Below are 25,338 nucleotides of genomic sequence, written 5' to 3' on the forward strand. Positions count from 1 at the left end.
GGCCTCTTTCATGGCGTGTGCGCAGCAATATAAGGATATGCATTGTAAACATGCAATGCCCCGGCCGCTTGCAATTTCGCCAGAATATCAGTGACATAAACACTGGCGATAATCACGCTTGCCCCTTCAATCTCTGTTCTGGGCACAGCATCGATGCGGCGTATCGGCCATCCAAATGCCATCCCATCCTGGAAACTATCGAGAAAGCCCGTGCAATTGAGTGCTTCCCATTTGGCCAGTTCCAGCTGCACCAGACGCCCTCCCCTTGAGGCTCCGTAGACTAGAACGGGCCGGTCGTCGGGCAGGGCGGCGAAATCCAATGGACCAGCCATGATTGGCAGGCCGTCCGCCGGTGGTGGCCAGTGAAGCCGCTTGCCGCCACCGGCAGATGCCCATCCTTGCGGGTTGCTGCCAGCGACCGGCACAGGGGCCAGTGCCTCTAATGCTGTTAGCCTATAGGTGTCCGTAGCGGCTCTATCTGCCTGGTTGCGATGTGCTTGCGCGCTGACCTGCCAGGACGGCACGAATGGCAGCCGGTCGGCTAGCCGACGCAGCAGGAAACTGTCTGCACCTTGCGGGAGCAATGGATCCTTCGCAAGTAAAGGTCGAAGACTTTCATGGCGCACCAGCACGGCACCCGGATGAATACGAGAGGTAGACTCCCTGGCGTCCGGCACGCCAAAAGGATCGAACCAGTCCAGGGATAAAGGCTCTTCTGGATGGGCGCAGCCCGGGTTGCGTTGACCGGAGGGCACTGGGCCCAGGACACCCGCATAGACCGCGTCAGCCCCGGCGCGTGCAGCGGCAGCCAACAGACATTCAAAATGGTCCGGGTAAAGCGTGATATCGCCCGGCAGCAAGGCGGCCCATGGCGCATCAATCGCCTTCAGTCCAGTCCATAGCAGCGTGGATGCACAGCTACCCTCAGGTACGGTGACCACCGTCCCGGCCTGGAAGGCCGCTTCATGCTGTTCCCAGACAGCGTTTGCCGCCTGTGTTGCCTCTTGCGGCACGGCAATTACCACCATCAGGGAACGCCGGGCCTGCTGAGCCAACATGCGTAAGCGCCTTGCAACCCCCTCCTCGCCATTTTCGTTCCATGGCACAACAATGCTGATATCTGGCGTCACCGGTACGGGGCTGCTGTTTGCCCGGCGCAGATCGCTGAGCAGGTCGGGCAGCGGTGCCAACAGCTTTTCCAGTGTCAGATCTTCAAGAAAGATATTCTGCGCAGCGGTCGCCATTCGCTTGGCTTGGGTTGGATGCGCGCGCGCCCACATAACATGTCGAATGATTGCATCGGCCATCTCCTCCTCGGGTCTGGAGGTGTCGATATAAAGGACGGTCTCGCCGAACTTTTCGCGGATAAAGCGATGATCTCCGCAGATTGGCAGGACGCCGGCAGCGCACAGCTCGAATATTCGCATATTGGGAATGGCGCTGTCCGTATGGGCAGGCAAATGCAGGCAGAGCCCCAACCCGCAGGCATTTGCTCTGCTGATGACGCTTACTCCGTCAAAGGGGACGGGGCCACAGAGCGCTCCTTCCAAATGCTGCCAGCGATCTGGCGAACCATGCAGGGCCAGGACACCCGCGGTCGCCAGACGCCGCAGAACCTCCGGGTATCGCTTCCCGTCCCAGTTAGACCCGATATAGAAAAGTCTGCTGCCTATATCGACGGTCGGGGTCAAGGCGATATGCGGTGCGCTGGGATAGATCGGCGCTGTGATCAGCGGCTTGATCGTCGGATACAGCAGATCGGTGATCAAGGATAAGGTGGTCTGGCTGGCGTGCAGATGGATATCGTGCGACAGCTCATGCCGGCGTGGCCAATACGCATCGTTATACAGGCTGGGAGGGTTCCACAGACACCCCGCCGAGGGGTGCCGGGTCAGTTTCGGTGCCGATTGTGGATGCAGGCCCAGGACAATATCTGGATCGACATCATCAATCTCCGTGGACAGATGACAGGTGCGCGCTGTCCACCCCAAATTGGCGCACGCCATCTCAAAGCGCTTGGCCAACTCATGCTCGGCCCAGGACAAGGCAGGCGGAAAGGGATTGTGAAGCGCTACACGCATCGACGACAGCTTCCCGATTAACCCGGTACGGACAACAGGGCCACGCCATCACGTTGGACGATACCGCAGTCTGCCTTGAGGACAGACCAGCCAGCGTTTCGGCATAAGTTTACCATCTCACTTACGCTGTTGCGGGGCCACCAGATGTCCTTGTCATCCTGCGTGCGGAAACTTTCCGGCACGCCGCCACGTTCCCAGCCATAGGCGTCCAGCTTTTCCCAAGCGGCGTATTGTACAATCGCACAGGCCCCAGGCTTCATACATGTCAGTGCGCCCGTGAGGATGCGCTGAATATCGGCCTGCCCCCAATGGCACAGCACCCCCCAAGCGAAGAAGAAGTCGAAATGCAGTTTCGGCACGGGAGCAAATGTATGGCCCTGTTCCACCTGATGATGGACCAGACGCCCCTTCAGCGCCGGTATGTTGATCCACCTTCCCAGGTCCTGGAAATCGACTGTGTGTATTTCACATTCCGGCCCCCGTTCGAGCATGGCCAATGTCCAGGAGCCTCGTCCCGGGCCCAGCTCCAAAATGCGGCTACCCGGTTTTAGGTAGGGGGCCACAACAGACATGAACACGTCCTTGTAGCGCCCCCCGATAGCGGCTTCTTCCTTCGCCGTGACTGGATCCGGAGTGTCAGACAGAATATTTCCGCTTGAATAGCCGTAACTGAACTCATTGCGGATGAATTCTTGAGTTGGCATGGTCGTAAGGTCTCCAATTGTCCGTGAGTTTTTACTTTATTGAGAGTCCTTATTTATATAGCCAAGCTCTCCCATTAGATCTCTGTACTTTTCATTGAATCTATTTATCTGGTTCTCGGTGAGGTATTTTTGATAATAATAGGTTTCCCTTTTCCAAAAGAACCCTTGGGCTGCTTCTCTGGTTTCCTCATCTGCAATTCTATGGTTGATCCTGGAGTTGATAAACTTCAGGGCTTCATCGGCTGTTTCCTCTGTGACCTTGATGCCTAGGACCTGAGCGATTTTGGGGAAAACAGATGCGCAATCCGATGTCAGATCCTCGTAACGGACAGCAATGAAGTCCGCTTCGTTTTCTTTTGCAAAGGATCGCCAGTTTCGCACATTCTCGACCCAACTGCCGGCAAAGGATTGGAATGCCGGTACGCCACCAAAATCCATGAACTGATCAAAGTAATACCCTAAATCGCCATCCGCAAATATCTGGTCGACTGTCTTGCAGACTCCATTTTTGAACGCGCTGGATTCTTGGGTGATAAAGCAGTAATTATATGATGATAAAAAAACATCAAGAGGGTGTCTGTATAAATAAACACCAGAATTCCTGAAACCACTCACAGACGGGCAGCTATCAGCGTGTGTTTTAAGGAATATAGAATCACCAAAATCAGTCTTAATTTTTTGAGCACTCTTATAGCTTTCACCTAAATGATAGGGCATTATTTGATTTAAGGGACCAAACCCTTCATCCATTTTAAAATAGATGTGGCCAAGCAGTAGTCTGGTCAGAGTATTTCCTGAGCGAGGGTAGGATGCTACCCAAAATACTCTATCGCATTGGTTTTTTTCAATCATACCAAAGCCACTCCTAGATTGAAAAACAGAAACAAACCCTGAAAAATGTTCAAAACTAATAAGTGAAAATATAGTATGAAAGCATACCAGTCTCCATGAGAAACACCCCCAGTGGAACAACAAAAAATTTGCGACACCTGGAGCGGAAACCGCTAAATGATGCCTTGAGAAGCAGGCTTGACGGATATTTTTCTAAGCATCGATATCTAAATCATGCGTCGTTGGCAAGGCAAAGGGAAGCGTCATGGAGCAGGGAAGCATCGCCGAGTTTCTTGCCGAGGGGCGGGTGGCGGTCGCACGGGCCGATGAGGGTGCCGCCGCACAATGGTTCGCAAAGGCTGTGGCTGCTGCTCCTGACAACCCTGAGGGCCATGTCGAACTGGGCCGCTGTTTGAATCGGCAGGGCAACAAGCTGGAAGCCATTCGGTCCATGAGCCGTGCGGTTGCCCTGGACCCTGACGCTCATGCGGCACTCAACCGCTTGCGCTGGCTGCTATGTGACAAGCACCTCGAAACGCCATCAGCCCTGTCGCGCATCCAGGCTCGGGGGATTGAGGTGGCATCCGTTCTGGATGTGGGCGCCTCGGACGGGTCTTGGTCGCTTGCAGCACGCCCCTACTGGCCCCACGCCCATTGTCATTTAGTAGAGGCGTTCGACCATTGGCGCGAAAAATTAGAGAGCCTGTGCGCGGTCGAGCCCGGCTTCAGCCATGTCATTGCAGCCGCCGGCGCCAGCGAGGGCCATATATGGTTTTCCAATGATCCGGCTACGCCTTATGGCGGTATGGCCATCAGTAAACCGGGCGGTGGCTATTGGTCGGTGCCACAGGTTTCGCTGGCGAGCGAGGTGAAGCGGCTTTGTCTGCCTCCCCCTTACCTCATCAAGTTGGACACCCATGGCTTCGAGCGCCCCATCCTGGAGGGCGCTGCCGATATTCTCGCTCAGACCAGTCTGGTGGTGATCGAAACATATTTTTTTCATATCCATCCCGATGCGATGCTGTTCCACGAGATGTGCGCCTATATGGCAGAACGGGGATTTCGGGTTATCGACATGTCCGAACCGCTCTGGCGGGAGCATGATCGGGCCTTGTGGCAGGTGGATCTGTTCTTTGTACGCTCTGATCGACCAGAGTTCCTTTGCAAAACATATGTTTAAGCGATGAACCGGTATCATGAGGGGCTCCGCCTTGCCTTATTGAACCCGATCAATCCGGATCATCCGATCGCCGAGCGTGAGCTGGCGCTGCGGTTGGCCCGCAGCATTGGGAATATGGGATGGGAAGCGCGGATTGTCAGTCGCGCAGGGCAGGTCGAGGCGATGGATCCGGATGCTGTCCTCTGTCTGCATCCCCAGGCCACGGCGAAACTCTCATCCCATCCCTGGCTTGCCTGCTACTGGAACCCCTCTTCGCTGCTGGATGGTGCCAGTGCTGTTGCCCGCGCTAATGGTACAGCGGCTGAGTTAAGCTATGATGCCTATCTGGTGTCGGGCTCTATCCTGCATGCCCATCTGGGCAGCCTGATGCGTGATGTCAGGCGCGAGCCGCCAGTCATGCCCTTCCATGTCAGTTCACCGCGTTCGACGCTGATATCCAATTTCGGTCCCCATAGCCGATTGTTCTACGTCGGTTCGAATTGGGATGGACGCCGTTATCCCGCCTTGCTCCGTACTCTCTCTGATGCCGGCATTCTTGCCTTGTACGGGACGCGGGAGCGCTGGTCCCACTTGCCCGATGCCTATCATGGCCCCTTACCGTTCGACGGATCTTCGGTGATCAACACGGCTCATCAATGGGGTATGGGGCTTTGTCTACACTTGCCCCAACATCGTGTAGAGGGCGTTCCGAATATGAGGGTGTTCGAGCTGGCTGCGGCGGGTGCGCTTATTCTGGCGGATCGACATCCCTTCATTGAGGAGCATTTTGGCGATAGCGTGCTTTACGTTGACATGGAAGGTGGTGAGGAGGCGATTGCTGCTGCCATCCTGGACCAGATCGCTTGGGCCAGATCACATGTCAGACAAGCCCAGGAGATGGCCGTCACGGCGCAGACGATCTTTAACAGCAGCCTTTGTCTGGAGAGCCTGCTGGCGCCCCTCCCGGATATTCTCGCCCGTTTGTCCAGCCCGCCTCCAAGCCCTGTTCGTCGCCATGTCGGTGTTCTACTGGCGGGCGGTGAGGACCTGTATGGACGGTTGCAGCAGCTGGCTGCGCAATCATCGGCCGTACCGAACCTGTCCCTCACGGCTCTCGTCTGCCAGGATGCGCCGCTGGACCTGGTGCAACCTGCCGGGGTTCGGGTTTGCCGCCTGGGGGAAGCCGTTGGAATGGAGGCCTTGCTGGCTGCACTGGAGGGCATGGATGGTCTGGCGCTCCTGCCCGATGCCATCATGTGGTACCCCGATCACCTGAAACGGCTGATCACCATGACAAAGCAGGGAGGCGCAACGATTGCGGCGGCCCTTTGGCCCATCCCTGTCGAATCGTCTGGATTTCCAATCGATCCTGCCGAGGAGTTGGCCTTGGCCCTCCCCGACGAATGCTGCATATCGGACGAACGATGGCCGGCATGGGTGACCCTGCGCGCGGGGGGGCTCTACTGCATACGGGACCGGCTGCTAGGGCTGACCGTGGAAGCTCATGACTGGTCCAGCTTCATGCTGCAATTGCCGTTTGCTCTCGCTTCATCAGGGCCTGTTGATCTTCAGCCTGTCCCAAGCCTGGCCCAGGTCCGATTGCCGTCAAGGAGTGCTGGTGCAGTTCCACTGCGTCCGATGAGGCGCGTGGAGTATGTTGTGGAAGCAGAGGCCAAGCCCCCCCGTTTTGCAGGGATCAGCGACCTGGATGCGCCCCTGGCATCCAGCATTCCTTTTCTGTGGAAACCCTCAGATTTCAATCGATTGCCACCAATTGGCGCGATATGGCTCTATGGTGCGGGCCAGGGAGGGGAGATCGTCCTCTATGGCTTGCCGCCCGAGGCCCGTGCCCGTGTAGTGGGGTTTCTCGACAGCAGTCGAGAAGGCGAACATCACCGCCTACCCTTGCGTCGGGTGGTCGACATAAAGCCAGGTGAACTTGCGACCTCTACAATCATCATAGCCGCACAGTATGTTTCGGAAATTATCAGAACACTCCGGCGGAATTCGATATATCCATCTCATATATTCAATGCGTATCCGTACATTTCTGCCATTCAAGAGGGTGGTGATTATTAAATTAATTATACAGAATTATATTAATGCTGATAAATATATCTTTGATTTTATCTATAACGTGCAACATCACCTATGGGAAGTCAGGCCAACGGGTTCCTCATTCCTTTTCTGTCGCTTCTATCCGTCTGCCTATGGCCTATCTCCTTTCCCAAGCCAACGCATGGCTTACGATCAGGTCCAGATCGTCCACGCGCGGGCGCCAGCCCAGCAGGTCGCGTAGGCGTGTGCTGTCGGCCACCAGCTCGACCGGATCGCCAATGCGGCGTGGGGCCTCAACCTTCGGCAGGGGCCGCCCTGCGGCACGGTCCACGGCTTCGGCCACCTGGCGTACAGAATAGCCGCGACCATATCCGCAGTTCAGCACCAGGCTGTTCCCGCCCTTCTCCAGATGGTTCAAGGCGCAGACATGCGCGTCTGCCAGATCGCTGACATGGATATAGTCGCGGATGCAGGTCCCATCCGGGGTGGGATAATCGCTGCCGAAAATGTTCAGAACCTTGCGCCGGCCCAGCGCCGTTTCGCAGGCCAGCTTGATCAGGTGGGTGGCGTTCGGGGTCACCTGCCCTGCCCGCCCTTGCGGATCGGCGCCGGCCACGTTGAAGTAGCGCAAAGCGATGTAGCGGAAGGCCTGATGTGCCGCTGCCACATCGGCCAGCATCTGCTCTGTCATCAGCTTGGACCAGCCATAGGGGCTGACGGGGGCGACCGGCGTCTGTTCGGTCACCATCCGGGTCGGCGGATTGCCATAGACGGCGGCAGTAGAAGAAAAGATGAAGCGCCCTACCCCGGTCTTGATACAAGTCTCGATCAGGCTGCGGCTGGCAGCCGTGTTGTTCCGGTAATATTTCAGGGGATCGGCCACGGATTCCGGCACGATGATCGAGCCGGCGAAATGCATGACGGTGCCGATGCGGTGATCGCGCAGCAGGGCGCCCGTCCGGTCAGTATCGGCGACATCCCCCACGATCATGGGCACATCGGCGGGGATCAGGTTCCTGTCGCCCGTGGACAGATCGTCCAGAACCACGACTGCGCGGCCCGCTGCCCGCAGTGCCAGAACGGCATGGCTGCCGATATAGCCCGCACCACCCGTGACAAGCACCGTATCCATATTCAATTCCTGGCTTCTGGGTGTTGCTACCATGCAGCATCCTGTTCGACCTTGGGAAGGGTGTTGCTGTTCAATTGATCCTTCCTATCAAGATGATATCAGAAAGCTATGTATTTGATTTTAAAAGGGTCTGTTCGTTACTGGGCAGCACCGATCTAGTTTTGGCAATTCCAATGAATGGCGTCTGTTAGGTGGTATGGGCTGCGATTTGTGTTGATATCAAGCGGGCCTGGATTGGGAGGGAGTTCCCGCACAGCACTGGTCAGGACCGAGTTCCTGGCATGGCAGCCTGAGAGCCGGTATGATCTCCTGACGCGAAGAAGATGGCACTGATACTGTGCATGCCGGGCAACGTGCGGAGATGAGAAATGTCAGGGTCATGGGAGCTTGTGCATTTCCCGATCGTCAGCGATCGGCGCGGTAACCTGACCTTCATCGAAGGCGGCAGCACGATCCCGTTTGATATCAACCGCGTTTATTATTTATATGACGTGCCTGGCGGTGCGCACCGCGGTGGTCATGCCCACAAGGAGCTGCATCAGGTCGTGATCGCCGTCAGCGGCAGTTTCGACATCCATCTGAACGATGGCAGGCGTCAGCAGACCGTGACGCTTAACCGTTCCTATTATGGTCTGTATATGCGCAACATGGTCTGGCGAGAACTCCATAATTTCTCGTCCGGGGCCTGCTGCGTGGTGCTGGCCTCCCACCATTATGACGAGGCGGATTATATCCGCGATCTTGATGAGTTCCTTTTCAAGGCAACAGGCGAACGACCTGAATGAGCATTCCTTTTTATGATCTGACCTCGGGCCATGCGGAAATCCGGTCAGAACTGGATGCGGCCATAGCGACCGTGCTGGATGCGAGCCATTATATCATGGGCCCGCAACTGGAAGCGTTCGAGGCGGAGTTCGCCGCCTATTGCGGTGCGCGCCATTGCATCGGGGTCTCCGACGGGCTGGCGGCCTTGACCCTGGGCCTGAAGGCGCTGGGGATCGGCAGCGGGGACGAGGTGATCGTGCCCAGCCATACATTCGTCGCGACCTGGCTGGCGGTTTCCGCCGCCGGTGCCATCCCTGTAGGGGTGGAGCCCGACCCGGCCAGCTTCAATATCGATCCGGCCAGGATTGAGGCGGCCATCACGCCGCGTACCCGCTGCATCATCCCCGTCCATCTTTATGGCCAGCCGGCGGATATGGTCGCTATCAACGCTATCGCGGCCCGTCACGGGCTGGCCGTGCTGGAGGATGCGGCTCAGGCCCATGGCGCCACGATTGCGGGGCGGCCTGTCGGGGGCATGGGGACCCTGGCGGCTTTCAGCTTCTATCCGATCAAGAATCTGGGCGCCCTGGGCGATGGCGGTGCGGTCGTGACCAATGACGACCAGCTGGCTCATCGCCTGCGCATGTTGCGCAACTACGGCTCTACCATCAAATACCAGCATGAGATCCTGGGCACGAATTCGCGCCTGGACGAAATGCAGGCTGCTATCCTGCGGGTCAAACTACTCCGGCTGTCGGCCTGGAACCGGCAGCGTCAGACGCTGGCGGCGGAATATACCCGTCTGCTGGCCGAATGCCCCTCGGTCGTGGCACCCGTGGTCCGTCCGGGGATGGAAAGCGTCTGGCATCTGTACGTGGTCCGGGTACGCGGTTCCCGAGAGGACCTAGCCTGTCATTTGAAGACGCAGGGCATTCAGACCCTGGTGCATTACCCCTGCGCCCCCCACCGGCAGCCTGCCTATGCACCGCTTGATCTTCGGGAGGGCACCTTTCCTCTTGCGGAGGCCATGGCATCCGATGTGCTGAGCCTGCCTTTCTGGCCGCAGATGCCGCTGACATCGGTGCGGTTCGTCGTAGACGCGATCGCTAGCTGGAAAGGTGCTTACTAGACGGCGTCAAATGCCAATCATTTGGATCTGTCGCTTGTCAGGTGCCGTACCTGATCCAATAACCCTGCTGCGTTCGCCAAATGGCCTTTGATACCAGCCGCTGCCGCCGCCTCCAGATCGCTGGCGCGATCACCAATAAGAAAGCTGCCCGCCATATCGATCGGCCAGCATCGAGCTAAATCAAGGATCATCCCAGGACTCGGTTTGCGCCAATCATCATCGCGCCGGTAGGCGACGACGGTTCCATCAGGATGATAGGGGCAATAGCGCCAATCATCGACATGGGCGCCGTCTTGCCTCAGTTGCTCCTGCATCCAGACATGCAGTGTCTGAACAGCGGCCTCATCATAATAGCCACGGGCCACACCAGCTTGGTTAGTGACGACAAAGACATAATAGCCGGCTTCATTCAGGTAACGGATCGCCGATGAAACATTCGGCAACCAGACAATCTGCTCTGGCCGATGAGCATAGCCAATATCTAGGTTCAGGACACCATCCCGGTCCAGAAAAGCTGCCGGACGCAGAAGATCGCTCATCGTCTCAACACTTTCATCCTACCCATCCCGACCGACCGACACAGTGATACACAAAGCCGGCCATTTCTGCGTCCTCGAGATTGAAGATGTTGTGCAGGTCGACCAGGACCGGGGCCTTCATCGCCTTGCAGATGCGGGACAGGTTCAGCATGCGGAGCTCGTTCCTTCCGTCAGGACCAGGGCGCAATCGGCACCGTTCAGCGCGCCATAGGCATCGTCCGCCCATTCCACACCGGGCAGCATCTTCTTCTCCGCCTCATGCCGACCCGCCGGGTCATAGGCGGCACGATGGCGCCCGCTTCAGACAAGGCCAGGATGATGTCCAGCGAGGGGGCGTCGCGCATGTCATCGGTGTTCGGCTTGAAGGTAACGCCCAGCACGCCGATGCGCTTACCCGCGACCGACCCGCCACAGGCCGCGATCACGCGGTCGGGGCGCATGAAATCTTCAATCGCGGAGCCTTCGCGCAGGAATTCCGGGTTCGACGCCACGTCGAAATCCGCCTCCGGCCGGTTCTTGCGGATGATGCGCGTCACCTCGCGACCCGTGCCTACCGGAACTGTGCTCTTGGTGACGATGACGGTGTAATCATTGGGGGCGAGAGCCGTCGCAATCTCCACCGTGGTCGATATGTTAGCTTTATGATATCACATTAATAGATAATTGATATCTTTTCTCGGCGATAAAACATCGCATTGCTTGAGTTGATCAAAAATCATTGGGAAGGCAAGGGTACCTTGCTGCTGGGAGACTGCATCCCATAAAATCAAATGATATCACTCTGATATCTGATAGATACCCTTGCTTCTTACCTGCACTTCGTCAGCTCTTGTTTTGGCTCGCCAGTTCACGCTCCAGCGCTGCGATGGCATGTTCCAGCACCTCACCCAGGACCCACCCTTCACGGTCGGCGATGGCCAGGAAAGTGTCGATCGTTTCCTGACGTGCTCGGATGTTAAACTGCACATTGCGGCCCGTGCGGTGCCGGCGCTGTTCGCGCCGCGCAGGTGGTGGCGGGGCCGTGATGGCCGGTGCAGGCTTTGCCTCCCTGCTGGGGAACCGGGCGGCTTCCGATACGGCGCGGATAGCGTCGGCCGGCGGGGCCTGGATATCGCGGGCGGCCTTAGGCGCGAAGCCGGACAGGTCCAGCCCCCCCTCCCCTTCCCCGAAAATGCTGGCGCGGGTTTTGGTCATGTTTGTCGCTCCCTTCAATTCCGGGGTCCGTCTACGGTCGCTTTCATGCCGCCTTTCAGGACGGCCACAACTTCGGCCGCGAAAGCCAGGGTATTGGCAGTGGCGGCCTTGATATTGGTGACCTGGGCCGGGTCCAGATCGGCCAGTGTGCCGCCAAAGGCGAAGATGGCGCGGAAGGCGTCGCGCTCATGCAACTGCGTCTCGAAAACGGGGACCTCGTTATCGGCGAACTCTGCCGCGATGCTTTGCAGGGAGCGAGGGCGGATGGCCGCACTGGTGCGGGTGAACAGTACGGCAAACGGGATGTCCCGGCGGAAGGCTCTTTCCTGGCTGCGCACCAGCCGGATGGCCTTCACGGCCTCGCCGGCATCCAGCTGCGACCCCTGGCTGGGGATGACCACCAGATCGGCCCGGCTCATGGCGTAGCCGACCATCATGGAGGCCGTCCCTTCCAGATCGACAATGACGAAGGCGGTCTTCTGCGCCGCCTCATCGATGGCGTCGGTTACCGTCTCTTCGGTGACATCGGCCAGGACTGTCAGATTGGCGGGCTTGCCCGGCAGCCGTGCCCAGCGGGACACCGGCTTGTTCGGGTCGGCATCAATGATGGTGACGCTGGCACCCTGCCCTGCCAGGGCCGTAGCCAGCAAAACCGCGGAGGTGGACTTACCGGCCCCACCCTTGGGGCTGGCGAAGACGATGGTGGGCATGGGGTCTGACCCATTGGTTTCGGTCTGTGAATATGATGCTATCAGATAGTCATCTGGATTTCATCATGATATCAGATAGGACTCTGCTATTTAATAGCATTCAAATATCATGTTGCTATATGATAGCAGAATGCTTTCACGCCACTCCGCGATAGGCTTTGAACCAGTCGATGAAGCGGGGAATGCCGTCATCCAGGCTGGTGCGAGGATGATAACCCAGGTCCTGGGTGCTGGCGTTGATATCGGCGCAGGTGGCGGCGACGTCGCCCGGCTGGATCGGTTCCAGCTCCCTCTCGGCCTTGCGGCCCAGGGCCTGTTCGATCAGGCCGATGAAGCGCAGCAGTGGTTCGGGGCGGTGGTTGCCCAGATTATAGACCCGATGTGGCACCACATCCTGACCCGGCGTGGCGGGTCGGTCGAGCGCGGCCAGCACGCCCGCCACGATGTCATCGACAAAGGTGAAATCACGGGCCATGTCGCCATGGTTGAAGACCCGGATGGGCTTTCCTTCCAGAATAGCCTCGGCGAACAGCATCGGCGCCATATCGGGCCGGCCCCAGGGGCCATAGACCGTGAAGAAGCGCAGGCCCGTGGCCGGCAACCCATAGAGATGGCTGTAGGTACGGGTGATCAGCTCATCCGCCCGCTTGGTGGCGGCATAGAGCGAGACGGGCCGGTCTACGCGGTGATCGATGGAGAACGGGATCTCCTGATTGGCGCCATAGACGGAGGAGGAGCTGGCATAGACGAAATGCTTCAGGCCCGGCAGCAGGCGTGCCGCCTCCAGCATCACCACCTGGCCCATCAGGTTGGTCTGAATATAGGTATAGGGATCGATCAGCGAATGGCGCACCCCGGCCTGGGCGGCCAGGTGGATGATGCCGGTCATGTCCGGATGCGCATGGACCAGGGCCGTCATGCCATCGCGGTCGGCAATGTCCAGCTTCTGGAAGCGGAAGCCGGGATGGGGGGTAAGAAGGTCCAGCCGCGCCTGCTTCAGGCGGATATCGTAATAGGGGGAGAAATTATCCATCCCCAGCACCTGTTCCCCCCGGTCCAGCAGCGCCCGGCAGGTATGGTATCCGATGAAGCCGGCAGCGCCGGTGACCAGGATCGGCATGGCATGTCCCTACATCGCCGGGTGCATTGGAGATAGGAGGCTATGAGCGATCCGGCCGGGGATGGCAAGGGGTTGGGTTCAATATGATATCTGTAAGCTATCTGATATCATATTGAACCCAACCTCGGTGCCGCCATTCCGAGTGCCCTTCAGTCCATGGATGGAATGATGCCGGTTTGGGCCAGATGACGCATAACCGCATCGGCCAGGAATGCCGCATCGCCGGCGCCGGTATCGAGGCGCAGATCGGGTTCCGTCGGAGGCTCGTAAGGGCTGCCGATACCTGTGAAGTTGGGCAGGGCGCCGGAACGCGCCTTGCGATATAGGCCCTTCACGTCGCGTGCCTCGCAGATCTCCAGCGGGGTATCGACAAAGATCTCCAGAAACTCACCGGGCGGCAACAGAGACCGCGCCATCTCGCGGTCGGCACGGAACGGGCTGATCAGGCTGACCAGCACGATCAGGCCGGCCTCAGCCATCAATTGTGCTACATGGGCGACGCGCCGGATATTCTCCACCCGGTCGGCGGGCATGAACCCCAGATCCCGGCACAGGCCATGGCGGACATTGTCGCCATCCAGGCTCATCGTTCGGCAGCCCGCCGCATGCAGCCTCTGTTCGACCAGATCCGCGATGGTGGATTTCCCGGCCCCCGACAGGCCCGTGAACCACAGTACGCAAGGCCGGTGCCCATTGGCGGCTACCCGGTCCGACTTGCCCACCCGCATGGGCTGACGCTGGATATTGCCGGCCCGGCGAAGGCCGTGCAGGACCATGCCGCAGGCCAGCGTGGCATTGCTGTGACGGTCGATCAGGATGAAGCTGCCACAGGCCCGGCCATCGGCATAGGGTTCGGCGGGCAGGGGGCTGTCGAGCGACAGGTTACACAGGCCGACATCATTCAGCCCCAGCGCATGGGACGCCAGATGCTCCAGGCTGTTCACATCCACACGATGCTTGATCTGGGTGATCTGTGCAGTCGCCGTGGCCGTGCCCATCCGGATCAGGTAGGTGCGGCCCGGCAGCAGCGGCTCGTCATGCATCCAGATGAGATGGGCCGTGAACTGGTCGGTCACCTCGGGCTCCGCTCCCGGCGGCACCAGCAGGTCACCACGGCTCACATCGACATCGTCGGTCAGCACAAGCGTGACAGCCTGACCGGCGGCAGCCCGGTCACGGTCCCCATTCTGGGTGACAATGCGGGCAATGGTGCTGGCGCGGCCCGATGGCAGGACCCGCACGGGCGCACCCGGCTGGATCGCGCCCGCCGCCACGGTGCCGGCCAGGCCCCGGAAGTTCCCGTCCGGGCGCACGACCCATTGCACCGGGAACCGGAAAGGCCCGTCGGACGCGTCCGACGTTGCCGGGGCTGCTTCCAGCATAGCCAGCAGCGGGCCCCCCGCATGCCAGGGCGTATGGGCTGACGTCCGGGTAACATTGTCCCCCGTCAATGCAGAGAGCGGCACCGGCTGGATAGAGGTGAAACCCAAGGCGGCGGCAAAGGCCCGGTAATCTGCCACGATGGCCTCGAACCGGGCCTGGTCCCAACCGATGGCATCCATCTTGTTGACTGCCAGCACCACCTGACGCACGCCCATCAGCGACAGGATGAAACTGTGACGGCGGGTCTGGGTCAGCAGCCCTTTGCGCGCATCAACCAGCAGCACGGCCAGATCGGCGTTCGAGGCGCCCGTGGCCATGTTGCGGGTATATTGTTCGTGTCCCGGCGTATCGGCGACGATGAAGCGCCGCCGTGCCGTGCCGAAATAGCGATAGGCGACATCGATGGTGATGCCCTGTTCCCGCTCCGCCGACAGGCCGTCGACCAGCAGCGCCAGATCCAGGTTGCCCCGCCCTGTCGTGCCATGGCGTTCGCTATCCCGCGCCAGTGAGGCAAGCTGATCCTCTGGCACAGCGCCACAATCATGCAGCAGCCGGCCGATCAGGGTGGATTTGCCGTCATCGACGGACCCACAGGTGATGAAGCGCAGCAGGGATACCATCAGAAATAGCCCTCCCGCTTCTTCTGCTCCATGGAGGCGCCGGCATCGGCATCGATCAGCCGGCCCTGGCGTTCCGACAGGCGGGACCCCGCCAGCTCGTCGATGATGGCCTCCAGCGTGTCGGCCTGGCTGTCGATGGCGCCGGTCAGCGGATAGCAGCCCAGGGTCCGGAACCGCACCTTCCGCATCTCTGGCACTTCCCCCGGCAGCAGGGGCAGACGGTGATCATCCACCATGATCCAGGTGCCGTCCCTCCACACGACAGGACGCGGCTTGGCGAAATAGAGCGGTACGATGGGAATGGCCTCACGCGCGATATAGGCCCAGACATCCTGCTCGGTCCAGTTGGACAGGGGGAAGGCGCGGATGCTTTCGCCCTTGCCGATGCGCCCATTATAGAGATTCCAGAGTTCCGGGCGCTGATTGCGCGGGTCCCAACCATGATTTCGATCTCGGAATGAAAATACCCGCTCCTTGGCGCGGCTGCGCTCCTCATCACGCCGCGCGCCGCCGAAGGCCGCATCGAAACCGAAATGATCCAGGGCCTGCTTCAATCCTTGTGTCTTCATGATGTCGGTATGCACAGCCGATCCGTGGCTGATCGGACCTACCCCCTGGGCGACGCCGTCGGGATTGGTATGGACCCGCAGTTCCAGCCCCAGGTCCGCCGCGATCTTGTCGCGGAAAAGGATCATCTCCCGGAACTTCCAGCCCGTATCGACATGCAGGAGGGGGAAGGGCAGGCGGCCTGGATAAAAGGCCTTCAGCGCCAGATGCAGCATCACGGCGCTGTCCTTGCCGATGGAATAGAGCATCACCGGTTTGCGGAACTGGGCGACCACTTCCCGGATGATGTGGATGCCCTCCGCTTCCAGCTGATCAAGATGGGTCATGCTGCTCATTTTGTTCCAGACATCGGCATAAGCGACCTTGGAGCACCGCCGCTAATCTTCTCAAATTACAGGCATAAGCAACGGTCGGATGGGGGAGGCGCCAGCAGCGGCCCCCCCACAGGTCAGACAAACCCAGCGATCCGCTGCCTGCCAAGGGGCTCTGCGTTTGGTGTGCTCAGGGCTCGCGCAGGCCTTCCATCGTGTTGCTTAGTACCCGGTCCGCCAGATTTGCGATGATGGGGCGGCGACCAACGACAATGTCCGCCTGCAGCGGCATGCCGGGAACCAGACGGACATCGCCCGCCACATTCTTCAGATCGACGGACTTGATCTCTGCCCGCACCCGATAGAAGCGTTCCGCCGCAGCGGAACCGTCATCGCGTGTCGTGAAGCTGTTCTCGCTGATGGCCCTGACTTCGGCCTTCACAGTGCCAAAGCGGGTGAATTCATAAGCGTTGAGCTTGACCTGAACCTCGTCTCCGACCTTCACGAAGCCCTGATCCATACCGGCGACCTCTGCTTCCACCTCCAGAGTGGCATTGGCCGGCATCAGGCTGACCAGCACCTCACCCGACGGTACCACCGAGCCAGTACCCACATCGGCGACACTGACCACCGTGGCATCGGCTGCCGCGCGCAGTTCCACCAGATCGCGCCGGAATTGCGCCTTGGACAGTTCATCCTCGACGGCGTTCAACTCGGTCTGTTTCGTGGCCAGTTCCTTGGTCAGCGCGGATTGCCATTCCTGGATATAGGCCTCACGCTCCGCCGTGATGCTCTGCAGCTCATGACGCGAGGTGATGACCTGCTGCTCGCTGTTGGACAGGTTGCGGGAAATCTCGGCTTTGCTGTCCTGTGCGATCAGGACGTTGAGCCGGCTGCCGACTTCCTTGCGGGCCAGGTCGGACCGCATCTGTTCAATTTCGCTGCTGACTTTCAGACGGGACCGGTAATGCTCGGCGTCGCGCAGGCCGCTGGCGATCTGACCATTGACGGCCTGTATACGCTGGTCGAACACGGCAATCCGGGATTCCCGCTCCGCCTGCCGAGCCTTCCAGATGGCATATTCGGTTTGTCCCGCCTTGTCGCCGTCCGCAGGCTTGGCAAGCGCTGCGCCGGCCTGTTCGGCCTGCAAGCGGGCAACCTGGGCCTTAAGGGCTTCACGTGAAGAGCTGAGCTGAGAGACATCAGCACTGGAAATCGTGGGATCAAGGACGACTAGAAGGTCATCCTTGATGACTGTCTGTCCGGGCCGTACCAACACTTCACGCAGCACCGAGGATTCCAGAGGCTGCACCAGCAAGGTCGGCGTTCGCGACACCAACCGGCCAGGTGCCGACACGACCCGGTCGATCTCCACGACACAAGAAAGTGTAATCGCCAGAACGATCATAGCAAACAGCGCATGCACCGTCATCCGGACGCGCGGAGGGTAGGGAGCGCCAGTGATTTCCGCCATGTGGGACTGGAAATCATTGATCGACTGGTCGGCATTGTCGTAGCGGCTACTCGGCCGCAGGACCAGGGATCGACCGTTCATTGCTGGGTGCTCCGGAGGGGGGCGGGGACTGGTGACGGTTCTGCTGGAACCAGAGATGGCGGTAGATCGGACAGCGTACGACCAGCTCATCATGGGTGCCGATATCGTAGACCTGACCACGCTCCATGACGATGATCTGGTCGCAATCGACCAGCGAGGCAAGCCGGTGCGAAATCACCACCATCGTCCGGCCTTCAGCAATGTAGCGAAGGTTGTTGTTGACGATGCTTTCGCTTTCCGGATCAAGGGCGCTGGTGGCTTCGTCCAGGATCAGGATGGGGGGATCGACCAGCAGGGCGCGGGCGATGGCCAGCCGCTGACGCTGTCCACCCGACAGGTTGGTGGCGCCTTCGGTCAGGACCGTGTCGTAGCCGGCGGGCAGACGCTCAATGAACTCCTCGGCACCGGCCATCCGGGCGGCCTGGATGACGTCCTCAAAGGTCGCATCGGGGCGGGCGATGCCGATATTCTCGCGGATGGTGCCGGTGAACAGGAAATTATCCTGTAGCACGACCCCCAGATTGGCCCGCAGATGCGTCAGGTCCATCTGGCGCAGGTCGGTGCCATCGATCTTGATCAGGCCGTCATAATCCTGATGCAAGCCCTGCAGCATACGGGTGACGGTGGTCTTGCCAGACCCGCTGCGCCCCATGATGCCGGTGACGCTGCCTGCCGGCAATGCGAAGCTGACACGGTCCAGGGCATAGGATTGAGCGCCGGGATAACGGAACCGCACCTCATCGAAGAGGATGGCACCGGCAAAGCGGGGCCGCATCCCATGGGTTGACCGCGTATCTTCGGCTGGGATGTTGACCAGAGAGGATACCTGATCCAAGGCACCGCGAACCTCTTGAATACCCTGGAGGAGGCTCGCGATCTGGACGAAAGGTTGGGTGACGCGGCCTGCCAACATGGTGAAGGCGACCAGAGCACCGACGGCTACGGCCCCCTCCTTGCTGCTCAGCGCCAGATAACAACCTAACAGCAGCGAGCCGGAATAGATCAGCTTCTCAATGGGCTGAAGAATGGTTTGCGGCAGGTTCATCAGGAACTGCATGTCCCGGTGGGCTGTCACGGCTTCTGACGCAGCATCATCCCATTGCTGCCGGCGGCGTCCCTCCAGGGCCAGCGTCTTGATCGTCCGCATCCCATGGATGGTCTCGATCAACAGTGAGCCCTTTGCCTGCTCGGCACGAACCACACGACCATAAGCCCTTCCGACTGCCGGCATGAAGAGCAGGATGACCAAGAACATGATCAGCGCCAAGCCCAGCACGAAGAAGGTGAGAGGCGCGTGCATATAGAACATGACGGGCAGCAGCACGATCAACACCGTGCTGTCCAGCAGGGTGGAAAAGACCTGCCCGGTCAGAAAGTTACGGATGCGGTTGGCCTCAGAGATCTTGAAACTGATCATACCTGTGGGCTGCCGCTCGAACACCTCGATGGGCAGGCCAATCAGCCGGTCGAAGATGTAGGTGCCGATCCGTGCATCGGTGCGCGCGGTTCCTTCAGCAACAAGCCACCGCCGCAGATACCCGAAGACCGTATCAAAGATCACGACAAAGAAGACCCCGACCGCCAGCACAAATAGGGTCGACATGCGCTGATGCACCAGCACCCGGTTGACCACCAGAAAATAGAGTAGGGGCGGCACCAGGGCGAAGAAGGACATAGCAAGTGCCGAGAGACCGACATCGCGGAAGATGCGCTTGTCCTTGGCCAACTGCCGGACCAGCCACCCAAGGCTGAAATCCTCCTCGGCTTGGCTGGCACCGTGCTTGCGCTTGAACAGAATGACCTCACCATCCCAAATCTCTGACAGGCTGACGAGATCATGGGGCTGAGGTTGCATGCCATCCACCGGATGGCGGAGCGAAACCACGGGTGGCGATGATTGTGCATGCGCACTCACGAGGACTTGTGCCGTACCATCTTTCATGCGTAGCAGAGCGGGGACGGCTCGACCTAGACGCAGCAGATGCTCAAACCGCAGGCGGGTCCTTTGTGCCTTCAGGCCATTCTGCTCAGCAGCAGCAACGATGCTGGCCGCTGATACCTCTTCCGAGCTTCGGGCGAACTGTCGGATCAGCTGTTCCTGTGACAGATGCAAGCCGTGGTGGCGAGCGATGAAACGCAGGGCCTCCAGCATCGTGTGTGACGGAGGGCCAATATTCTCCTCCGTGTTCACATCCGCGTGCAACATGCTGTCCCTTCTAACAAACCGCAACTCATGCCAACAGGTGTAGAGTGCAGCGCGAAATTGGCGGTTTCGGTAAGGTCAAGTCAAGTCCGGCGATGCCGGCCTATATCCAAAGAGGGCAGCGGCTACAGCAATGCCCGTAACCGGTCCATTTCCTGTCGGATGGCCATGGCGCGGTTGGCCAAGCCAGTATCCTCGACATCATTGACGTCATGTGACGTGAAATGATCATCCGGTCGCCGCCAAGCCGCCGACCTCGCCTGTTCGGTGGCTTGACCTCGGTTACGCTTCTGCTGCCATTCCGCTCTGGATTTCGTAAAATAGTGATTGAGAACCAGGCGTTGGGCCTTTGGTACCGCGTGATTATCAGGGTGGCCCTGACTGCCGCCCAATTGCCAAAATTCATCGACGAGGCACCCCTGTGCAACCTGGGCCGTGTGGATATCGGGGCGAAGAACGGCGCGGGCTTGCACAATCGTCTTTACCAGATTGTTGCGGGGGTCTTGGGCATGTGCCCGGCGGGTAAACCGGCTCACCACCAATTCGTCGGTCTGCTCAAGATGGCCGTTGGAGCCGAACAGCCGCCAAGGCACCAAGAGCCCCGCCGCTGTTTCGTAATCCTTCAAGATTTCCGGAACGGTCTCGCAGCGCAGCGGGTTCAGGAATTCATCAGCGTCAATGAAGGCAACCCAGTGGCTGCGCTCCGCCAGACGGGCCAGGCCCGCGATGTAGGCAGGCCTTTGGACGGCCACACCCGGTATGTCCGGCCAGGGCACGTAATCGAGAATGCCGGCCCTTGCCAGTTTGGCCAGCAATTCACTGCTTCCGTCCGTGCTGCCGTTGTCGAAGATCACAAAATGCTCGACCCCGACAAGCCGATGATGGGCCAACCATTCCAGCAGATAAGGCCCTTCATTCTTGACGATAGCACAGACCGACAGGGTGATCGCTGGAGGCGCGTCCAGCGGCTCCAGCGGGCGGAAACGGAGGTTGGGTAATCTCAGGCGGGCTGGAGTCCCTGCCAGCGGGGTGCCATCAGGGACCTGTACGATCAGTTCCCCTGCACGACCATCCAAATGGCTGTCGGGTAATGAGACAAAGAATGCATGGTTCCCTGAACCGATGCCGGCAGCCTGGAGGTCAGGGCGGTGCGTCGCTGCGAGGCCGCTGGCCACGGGTTCGCCATTGAACAGGATACGAACCTCAACCCGTTCATCCGGATTAGACGGATTCCAGGCCCAGCCACAGACGGCCCGGCCACCAATACAGTCGAAATGTCCTTGTACAGACATCAGCGCCCCCATGCCTGGCGGGGCGGTAGGGCCAGACCGGTAAAGGGGACGCCGTCAAGATTGAGGTTAGGGCTGTAATACGGGTCGGCCATGGCAAGATGGGACCAGCGGCGGCGCATATACAATTCCTCTTTCATGGCCCTGGCCCGTTTTTCAGGCGTGTCGTCGCGGCCCCGGCTGACGCTTTCATAATGGTACAGGTCGATATGGGGGGTCCAGACGATGTTGCCCCCGCGTTCGCGCAAGCGTAGGCAGAGATCGACATCGTTGAACGCGACCGGCAGATTATCGGCATCGAAACCACCCAATGCCTGGAAATCGGCCTGGCGGATGAACAGGCAGGCGGCTGTGACGGCGCTGTAATTGCCGGCCACCTGCGTGCGGTAGAAATACCCTTCATCTGCTACGCCGACATGCTGGAAGGCATTTTCGGCCAGACCGCCGGTGCCGACGACGACACCGCCATGCTGTAGCATGTCATTGCCAAAGCGCAGACGCGCGCCGACGGCTCCAACCTCGGGCCGCGAGAGCAGGCCGATAGCGGTTTCCAGCCAGTCCGGCGTGATCAGTTCCACGTCATTATTGATGAAGCCCAGAATGTCCCCGTCGGCCTGGGCTGCCGCAAAGTTGTTCATGTCGGCGTAATTGAAGGGGGCGTCATAGGGAAGGACGCGGAAATGTCCCTGATGCTTTCCGGCCTCTAGCCAGGCCAGTGTTTCCGGTTGTTCGCTCTGATTGTCGATGATCAGGATTTCATAGTTCGGGTACTGGGTACGCTGCCGGATACTGTCCACGGCTGTGCGTAACAGGTTGAGCCGGTCGCGGGTGGGAATGATCAGGCTGATCCGGGGGTGGTTGGCGGGCAGCCTCCATCGAATGCGCCGCAGCCCCTGTTCGGGATTCATGATTTCCACCTCTGCGCTGCCAGACAGACAGGTCGCAATCAACTGCGCGATATCTGTGCTGACGGCCTGTGCCGGCGGGCGTTCCAGGCTGCCCAGCACCTCTGGCAGGCGCACGATACGGGCCGGGTCGGCCGATAGGATCGCCCCGTACCGCATGCCGGCCAGGGTCCGCCGCTGGCCCTGTCGGGCCAGAACCTCCTCCCGGATCAGCGTGACGCCCCGCATGTAATCCTGGGATAGCGCCAGATCGGGGCTCCAGGCTGGACGGAACCAGGGGAAGGGTTTGCCGTCACGCGTCACCTGCATGTCGGCATAGACGATGTCCGCCCCCGTCTCCACGGCAAGGGACAGCAGCCGCTGTGCGGCATTGGCGAAGGGAATGGTGCCTTCATCGACGCACAGGAGATAGGAGCTGCCATCGGGCACCTTCAGGCGCAGAGCCCGTTCAGGCAGGTCTGCCGGCCAGTCAGCCAGCGAAACCTCTCCCGCCTGCGCCCGGTACCAGTCGGCGTAATAGGCGAACCCGACGGAGCGGGGCAGCAGGGCTTCGACATGGCGCAGATAGCAGTCGAGCAGTAACCCAGCTCCTTGCCGCGACGCCCCATCCGTGGAGGTCATCAGCCGGCTTAATAGAGGTCGGGCACCTTCGGTAAGGCCAACGAAGCTGACAGGACTGCCGGGCAGGGGACCGTAATCTTCTGCGACCACGGTCACTTCACGTGTGACGCCATCCAGCATCCAGAAGGGCATGGGCAGGGAAAAGGCATGGTCTCCATTGCCGATGCCGGCATTGATCAGATCGCCGCGCCTTTCATCTGCATCCGTGGCAGAGACTTCCTGTCCATCGACCAGCGCACGTACACGCACGGTCCGGTCGGGGGCATGAGGGTGCCAGCACCAGCCTTTGATGTTCGTCCCCAGTACCGTATCGACATTGCCCCGGATCAGGGAGGCATCGCTGGCCAGTTCCGTCTCGTCCGGTACGGGCAGGTCGTCTTGTGTGAACAGGATGCTGCCGCTGGATGCTTCACACACCAGGAAAGGCTGACCGATCTTAAGATGGAGGGGGATGCGGAAGCCGCACCGGCCGTCGCCATGCCCGCCCTGGGCCACATCTTGCCTGTCCAGATTGGCCACACCAGCCGCCACTGGCTGGCCTTGTACTTCTACGCTCAACAGAAGGCGGCGTCCCGGCTCCGCGGAATTATAGGCCCAACCGATAAGCACATTATCGATATATGATTCCAAATAGCCGATCACCCGCATCTTTCCGACGTCCCTATCCGGATGACTGCCGAGAAAATGGCTATACACGGCTGCCACCGCCTTGGGCAAACCATACCCGCGAAAGCCTCCCTGTCCGCTCTATTCATGGCAGTAGTCACGCGGCCATGGCCCGGTCCAGCAGGAGGGGTGTCAGGGGGCCGAATTCCACGACGCGGCCCTGCTCCAGCACGGCCACCTTGTTGCACAATCGCTCCACCAGGACGCGGTTATGCGTGGCGATCACCATGAGGGCGGAACGGTCGATCAGGCCGTTGACCCGCTGTTCGGCCCGCTCCATGAAGGCGCTGTCCCCCGCCGTGATCCATTCATCTAGCAGCAGGATCTGCGGGGAGATGGCCGTCGTCACCGCAAACATCAACCGCAGCAGCATGCCCGAGGAATAGATTTTTACCGGCAGGTCCAGATAGCCGCCCAGACCGGAGAAAGCGCTGATCTCTCCTGCATAGGCATCGACCTCTGCCGCACTCATGCCCAGCAGCAGGCCGCGTAGCCGCACATTCTCCCGCCCCGTGGCCTCGGGATTGATGCCGACCATCAGGTCGAACATGGGGGAGACGCGGCCCCGGACATGGACCCGGCCACCCGTCGGTTCGTAGATGCCGGCCATGGTGCGCAGCAAGGTGCTTTTTCCGGCGCCATTATGTCCGACCAGCGCGACACGGTCGCCCTCCTGCAGGTGGAGATTCACCCCCGCCAGCGCATCGATATGCACCCGCGCCCCCGGTTCGCGCCCGATACGCCCGCCTGTCGACAGGTTGAGGGCCGTCTTCTTCAGAGACCTTCCATGCAGCCCGAAAATCTGGAAACGGACACTCACATCCTCAAGGCGGATTTCAGCACTCATCGGGTCACGTCCAGTAAGTGATACGGGGGCGTGCCGCCCGGAAGGTCAGCAGGCCTGCCAGCAGCCCTGTCAGTGCGATCAGGCCCGATACCAGCCAGTGCACGGGATCGCTATGCCCGGTGGTCAGCGGCTGGCGCAGGATTTCCAGCAAATAATAGAAGGGATTCAACAGCAAGGCCGGATGGTCTTCCGCCAGGAAGCTGCCCTTCCACAGGACCGGTGTGATGAAGAAGGCGCCCGTGATGATGGTGGCCACGATCTGGGATACATCGCGGAACCGCATGCAGATGCAGGCCAGTGCCAGACCCCAGCCATAGCCCGACAAGGCCAGCAGCGCCAGGGCCAGCAAGGCCAGCCCCACATCTAGAAGCGAGACCGGCACGCCAAACCAGACCAGGACGGCCACAACGATCAGGGCATGGTGCAGCAGCACCAGCAGATTCCGGGCAACGACCCGGCAGACGAACAGGCTCAGGGGCAAACGGATCTGCTTCAGATAGCCCTCGGCTTCCGTCAGAGCCGTGCAACTTTCGTTGATCAGGCCCGTGATCAGGGTCCAGGCCACCATGCCGACGGCGACATGCGGCAGGAAGGCATGCACATCGACATTGAAAAGGTTGGCATAAACGACGCCGATACCCACGGTGAAGGCCAGCATGCTGATCGTCACCCAAAGGGGCCCCAGCAGCGAACCCCGATATTTCTGACGAATATCGCTGGCCGCCAGGGTCAGCCAGATCCGCCAGCAGGCCAGCCCGCGTCCGATATCGGCGAATGCCAGGCCGAAGGAAGGTGATCCATCGGCCCGGAATTCCTCAAACCGGTCGGTACGGGTCGCGGCCGTCTCCGGTTGGCGATCTGACATGACGAACATACTTCTCATTTCCGAGGCTCGGACCGCAGATATATCGTAACGGATGCCAGCCTCAAATGTTGATCGAAACCCTGT

Annotated in this window: 20 protein-coding genes and 1 pseudogene; 4 read left to right on the forward strand and 17 right to left on the reverse strand. The window is 59.9% G+C overall.

The features are described from left to right. Nucleotides 1-8: 8 nt before the first annotated feature. Genes C0V82_RS26285 through C0V82_RS26295 form a run of 3 tightly spaced genes read right to left on the reverse strand, consistent with a single transcriptional unit; the run spans nt 9 to nt 3,637 of the window. Nucleotides 9-2,081, reverse strand: a complete 2,073-nt coding sequence (locus C0V82_RS26285) for a glycosyltransferase (RefSeq protein ID WP_102115422.1) — start codon at nt 2,079-2,081, stop codon at nt 9-11. A gap of 17 nt (nt 2,082-2,098) precedes the next feature. Then, nucleotides 2,099-2,785 carry a class I SAM-dependent methyltransferase gene (locus C0V82_RS26290; protein WP_102115423.1) on the reverse strand — a complete coding sequence of 229 codons (687 nt, stop codon included), beginning with the start codon at nt 2,783-2,785 and terminating at the stop codon, nt 2,099-2,101. Nucleotides 2,786-2,821: 36 nt separating this feature from the next. Beyond that, nucleotides 2,822-3,637, reverse strand: coding sequence for a sulfotransferase domain-containing protein (locus tag C0V82_RS26295; RefSeq protein WP_102115424.1), 816 nt, complete (start codon nt 3,635-3,637; stop codon nt 2,822-2,824). A 244-nt stretch (nt 3,638-3,881) separates the two neighbouring features. Between C0V82_RS26295 and C0V82_RS26300 the strand changes: the two genes are divergently transcribed. Continuing rightward, nucleotides 3,882-4,796, forward strand: a complete 915-nt coding sequence (locus tag C0V82_RS26300) for an FkbM family methyltransferase (RefSeq protein WP_102115425.1) — start codon at nt 3,882-3,884, stop codon at nt 4,794-4,796. A gap of 3 nt (nt 4,797-4,799) precedes the next feature. Beyond that, complete coding sequence (locus C0V82_RS26305) at nt 4,800-6,854, forward strand: glycosyltransferase family protein (protein WP_102115426.1); 2,055 nt, start codon at nt 4,800-4,802, stop codon at nt 6,852-6,854. 136 nt (nt 6,855-6,990) lie between these two features. Here the strand turns inward: C0V82_RS26305 and galE are convergent, their stop codons facing one another. Continuing rightward, entirely contained in the window at nt 6,991-7,965 is a 975-nt protein-coding gene (galE, locus tag C0V82_RS26310; protein ID WP_102115427.1) for a UDP-glucose 4-epimerase GalE, read from the reverse strand. A gap of 368 nt (nt 7,966-8,333) precedes the next feature. Here galE and C0V82_RS26315 point away from each other — a divergent pair, with 368 nt between their 5' ends. Next, nucleotides 8,334-8,750, forward strand: a complete 417-nt coding sequence (locus C0V82_RS26315; RefSeq protein ID WP_102115428.1) for a sugar 3,4-ketoisomerase — start codon at nt 8,334-8,336, stop codon at nt 8,748-8,750. Further along, nucleotides 8,747-9,859: a DegT/DnrJ/EryC1/StrS family aminotransferase gene (locus tag C0V82_RS26320; protein ID WP_102115429.1), complete on the forward strand. Its 1,113-nt coding sequence runs from the start codon at nt 8,747-8,749 to the stop codon at nt 9,857-9,859. Before C0V82_RS26315 ends, C0V82_RS26320 begins: the two co-directional genes overlap by 4 nt. Before the next feature lie 17 nt (nt 9,860-9,876). Here C0V82_RS26320 and C0V82_RS26325 read toward each other — a convergent pair whose 3' ends face one another. From C0V82_RS26325 to C0V82_RS26385, 13 genes and pseudogenes are all read right to left on the reverse strand, one after another. Next, nucleotides 9,877-10,398 (reverse strand): HAD family hydrolase, encoded by a 522-nt coding sequence (locus C0V82_RS26325; RefSeq protein WP_102115430.1) that lies wholly within the window; start codon nt 10,396-10,398, stop codon nt 9,877-9,879. A 13-nt stretch (nt 10,399-10,411) separates the two neighbouring features. Further along, nucleotides 10,412-11,015, reverse strand: a pseudogene (locus C0V82_RS26330) (UDP binding domain-containing protein); the annotation flags it as partial. A gap of 205 nt (nt 11,016-11,220) precedes the next feature. Further along, a complete protein-coding gene (locus C0V82_RS26335; protein ID WP_102115431.1) occupies nt 11,221-11,592 on the reverse strand; it encodes a stability/partitioning determinant in 372 nt (123 codons plus the stop codon). A 14-nt stretch (nt 11,593-11,606) separates the two neighbouring features. Then, a complete protein-coding gene (locus C0V82_RS26340; protein WP_102115432.1) occupies nt 11,607-12,302 on the reverse strand; it encodes a ParA family protein in 696 nt (231 codons plus the stop codon). A 136-nt stretch (nt 12,303-12,438) separates the two neighbouring features. Beyond that, on the reverse strand, nt 12,439-13,422 hold the full coding sequence (locus C0V82_RS26345) for an NAD-dependent epimerase/dehydratase family protein (protein WP_102115433.1): 984 nt from the start codon (nt 13,420-13,422) through the stop codon (nt 12,439-12,441). A gap of 149 nt (nt 13,423-13,571) precedes the next feature. Next, nucleotides 13,572-15,425, reverse strand: coding sequence for a sulfate adenylyltransferase subunit CysN (cysN, locus tag C0V82_RS26350; RefSeq protein WP_102115434.1), 1,854 nt, complete (start codon nt 15,423-15,425; stop codon nt 13,572-13,574). Next, nucleotides 15,425-16,327 (reverse strand): sulfate adenylyltransferase subunit CysD, encoded by a 903-nt coding sequence (gene cysD / locus C0V82_RS26355; protein WP_102115435.1) that lies wholly within the window; start codon nt 16,325-16,327, stop codon nt 15,425-15,427. Before cysD ends, cysN begins: the two co-directional genes overlap by 1 nt. Before the next feature lie 166 nt (nt 16,328-16,493). Beyond that, complete coding sequence (locus C0V82_RS26360; protein ID WP_102115436.1) at nt 16,494-17,858, reverse strand: HlyD family type I secretion periplasmic adaptor subunit; 1,365 nt, start codon at nt 17,856-17,858, stop codon at nt 16,494-16,496. After that, nucleotides 17,824-20,064: a peptidase domain-containing ABC transporter gene (locus C0V82_RS26365; RefSeq protein WP_102115437.1), complete on the reverse strand. Its 2,241-nt coding sequence runs from the start codon at nt 20,062-20,064 to the stop codon at nt 17,824-17,826. The genes C0V82_RS26360 and C0V82_RS26365 overlap by 35 nt, the downstream gene beginning before the upstream one ends. Before the next feature lie 122 nt (nt 20,065-20,186). Continuing rightward, nucleotides 20,187-21,365, reverse strand: a complete 1,179-nt coding sequence (locus tag C0V82_RS26370; RefSeq protein WP_102115438.1) for a glycosyltransferase family 2 protein — start codon at nt 21,363-21,365, stop codon at nt 20,187-20,189. Continuing rightward, complete coding sequence (locus C0V82_RS26375; protein ID WP_158660253.1) at nt 21,353-23,434, reverse strand: glycosyltransferase family 2 protein; 2,082 nt, start codon at nt 23,432-23,434, stop codon at nt 21,353-21,355. Before C0V82_RS26375 ends, C0V82_RS26370 begins: the two co-directional genes overlap by 13 nt. Before the next feature lie 205 nt (nt 23,435-23,639). Beyond that, nucleotides 23,640-24,389 (reverse strand): ABC transporter ATP-binding protein, encoded by a 750-nt coding sequence (locus C0V82_RS26380; RefSeq protein WP_102115440.1) that lies wholly within the window; start codon nt 24,387-24,389, stop codon nt 23,640-23,642. A gap of 4 nt (nt 24,390-24,393) precedes the next feature. Then, nucleotides 24,394-25,254, reverse strand: coding sequence for an ABC transporter permease (locus C0V82_RS26385; RefSeq protein ID WP_158660254.1), 861 nt, complete (start codon nt 25,252-25,254; stop codon nt 24,394-24,396). Between the last annotated feature and the right edge of the window lie 84 nt (nt 25,255-25,338).

Origin of the sequence: Niveispirillum cyanobacteriorum, assembly GCF_002868735.1 — a bacterium.
GTDB classification, from domain to species: domain Bacteria; phylum Pseudomonadota; class Alphaproteobacteria; order Azospirillales; family Azospirillaceae; genus Niveispirillum; species Niveispirillum cyanobacteriorum.

Bases quoted from the DNA above. Each gene is read 5' to 3' on its own strand.
- C0V82_RS26285 (WP_102115422.1), bottom strand. From the start codon at position 2,081: ATGCGTGTAGCGCTTCACAATCCCTTTCCGCCTGCCTTGTCCTGGGCC.
- C0V82_RS26290 (WP_102115423.1), bottom strand. From the start codon at position 2,785: ATGCCAACTCAAGAATTCATCCGCAATGAGTTCAGTTACGGCTATTCA.
- C0V82_RS26295 (WP_102115424.1), bottom strand. From the start codon at position 3,637: ATGATTGAAAAAAACCAATGCGATAGAGTATTTTGGGTAGCATCCTAC.
- C0V82_RS26300 (WP_102115425.1), top strand. From the start codon at position 3,882: ATGGAGCAGGGAAGCATCGCCGAGTTTCTTGCCGAGGGGCGGGTGGCG.
- C0V82_RS26305 (WP_102115426.1), top strand. From the start codon at position 4,800: ATGAACCGGTATCATGAGGGGCTCCGCCTTGCCTTATTGAACCCGATC.
- galE (WP_102115427.1), bottom strand. From the start codon at position 7,965: ATGGATACGGTGCTTGTCACGGGTGGTGCGGGCTATATCGGCAGCCAT.
- C0V82_RS26315 (WP_102115428.1), top strand. From the start codon at position 8,334: ATGTCAGGGTCATGGGAGCTTGTGCATTTCCCGATCGTCAGCGATCGG.
- C0V82_RS26320 (WP_102115429.1), top strand. From the start codon at position 8,747: ATGAGCATTCCTTTTTATGATCTGACCTCGGGCCATGCGGAAATCCGG.
- C0V82_RS26325 (WP_102115430.1), bottom strand. From the start codon at position 10,398: ATGAGCGATCTTCTGCGTCCGGCAGCTTTTCTGGACCGGGATGGTGTC.
- C0V82_RS26335 (WP_102115431.1), bottom strand. From the start codon at position 11,592: ATGACCAAAACCCGCGCCAGCATTTTCGGGGAAGGGGAGGGGGGGCTG.
- C0V82_RS26340 (WP_102115432.1), bottom strand. From the start codon at position 12,302: ATGCCCACCATCGTCTTCGCCAGCCCCAAGGGTGGGGCCGGTAAGTCC.
- C0V82_RS26345 (WP_102115433.1), bottom strand. From the start codon at position 13,422: ATGCCGATCCTGGTCACCGGCGCTGCCGGCTTCATCGGATACCATACC.
- cysN (WP_102115434.1), bottom strand. From the start codon at position 15,425: ATGGTATCCCTGCTGCGCTTCATCACCTGTGGGTCCGTCGATGACGGC.
- cysD (WP_102115435.1), bottom strand. From the start codon at position 16,327: ATGAGCAGCATGACCCATCTTGATCAGCTGGAAGCGGAGGGCATCCAC.
- C0V82_RS26360 (WP_102115436.1), bottom strand. From the start codon at position 17,858: ATGAACGGTCGATCCCTGGTCCTGCGGCCGAGTAGCCGCTACGACAAT.
- C0V82_RS26365 (WP_102115437.1), bottom strand. From the start codon at position 20,064: ATGTTGCACGCGGATGTGAACACGGAGGAGAATATTGGCCCTCCGTCA.
- C0V82_RS26370 (WP_102115438.1), bottom strand. From the start codon at position 21,365: ATGGGGGCGCTGATGTCTGTACAAGGACATTTCGACTGTATTGGTGGC.
- C0V82_RS26380 (WP_102115440.1), bottom strand. From the start codon at position 24,389: ATGAGTGCTGAAATCCGCCTTGAGGATGTGAGTGTCCGTTTCCAGATT.
- C0V82_RS26385 (WP_158660254.1), bottom strand. From the start codon at position 25,254: ATGTCAGATCGCCAACCGGAGACGGCCGCGACCCGTACCGACCGGTTT.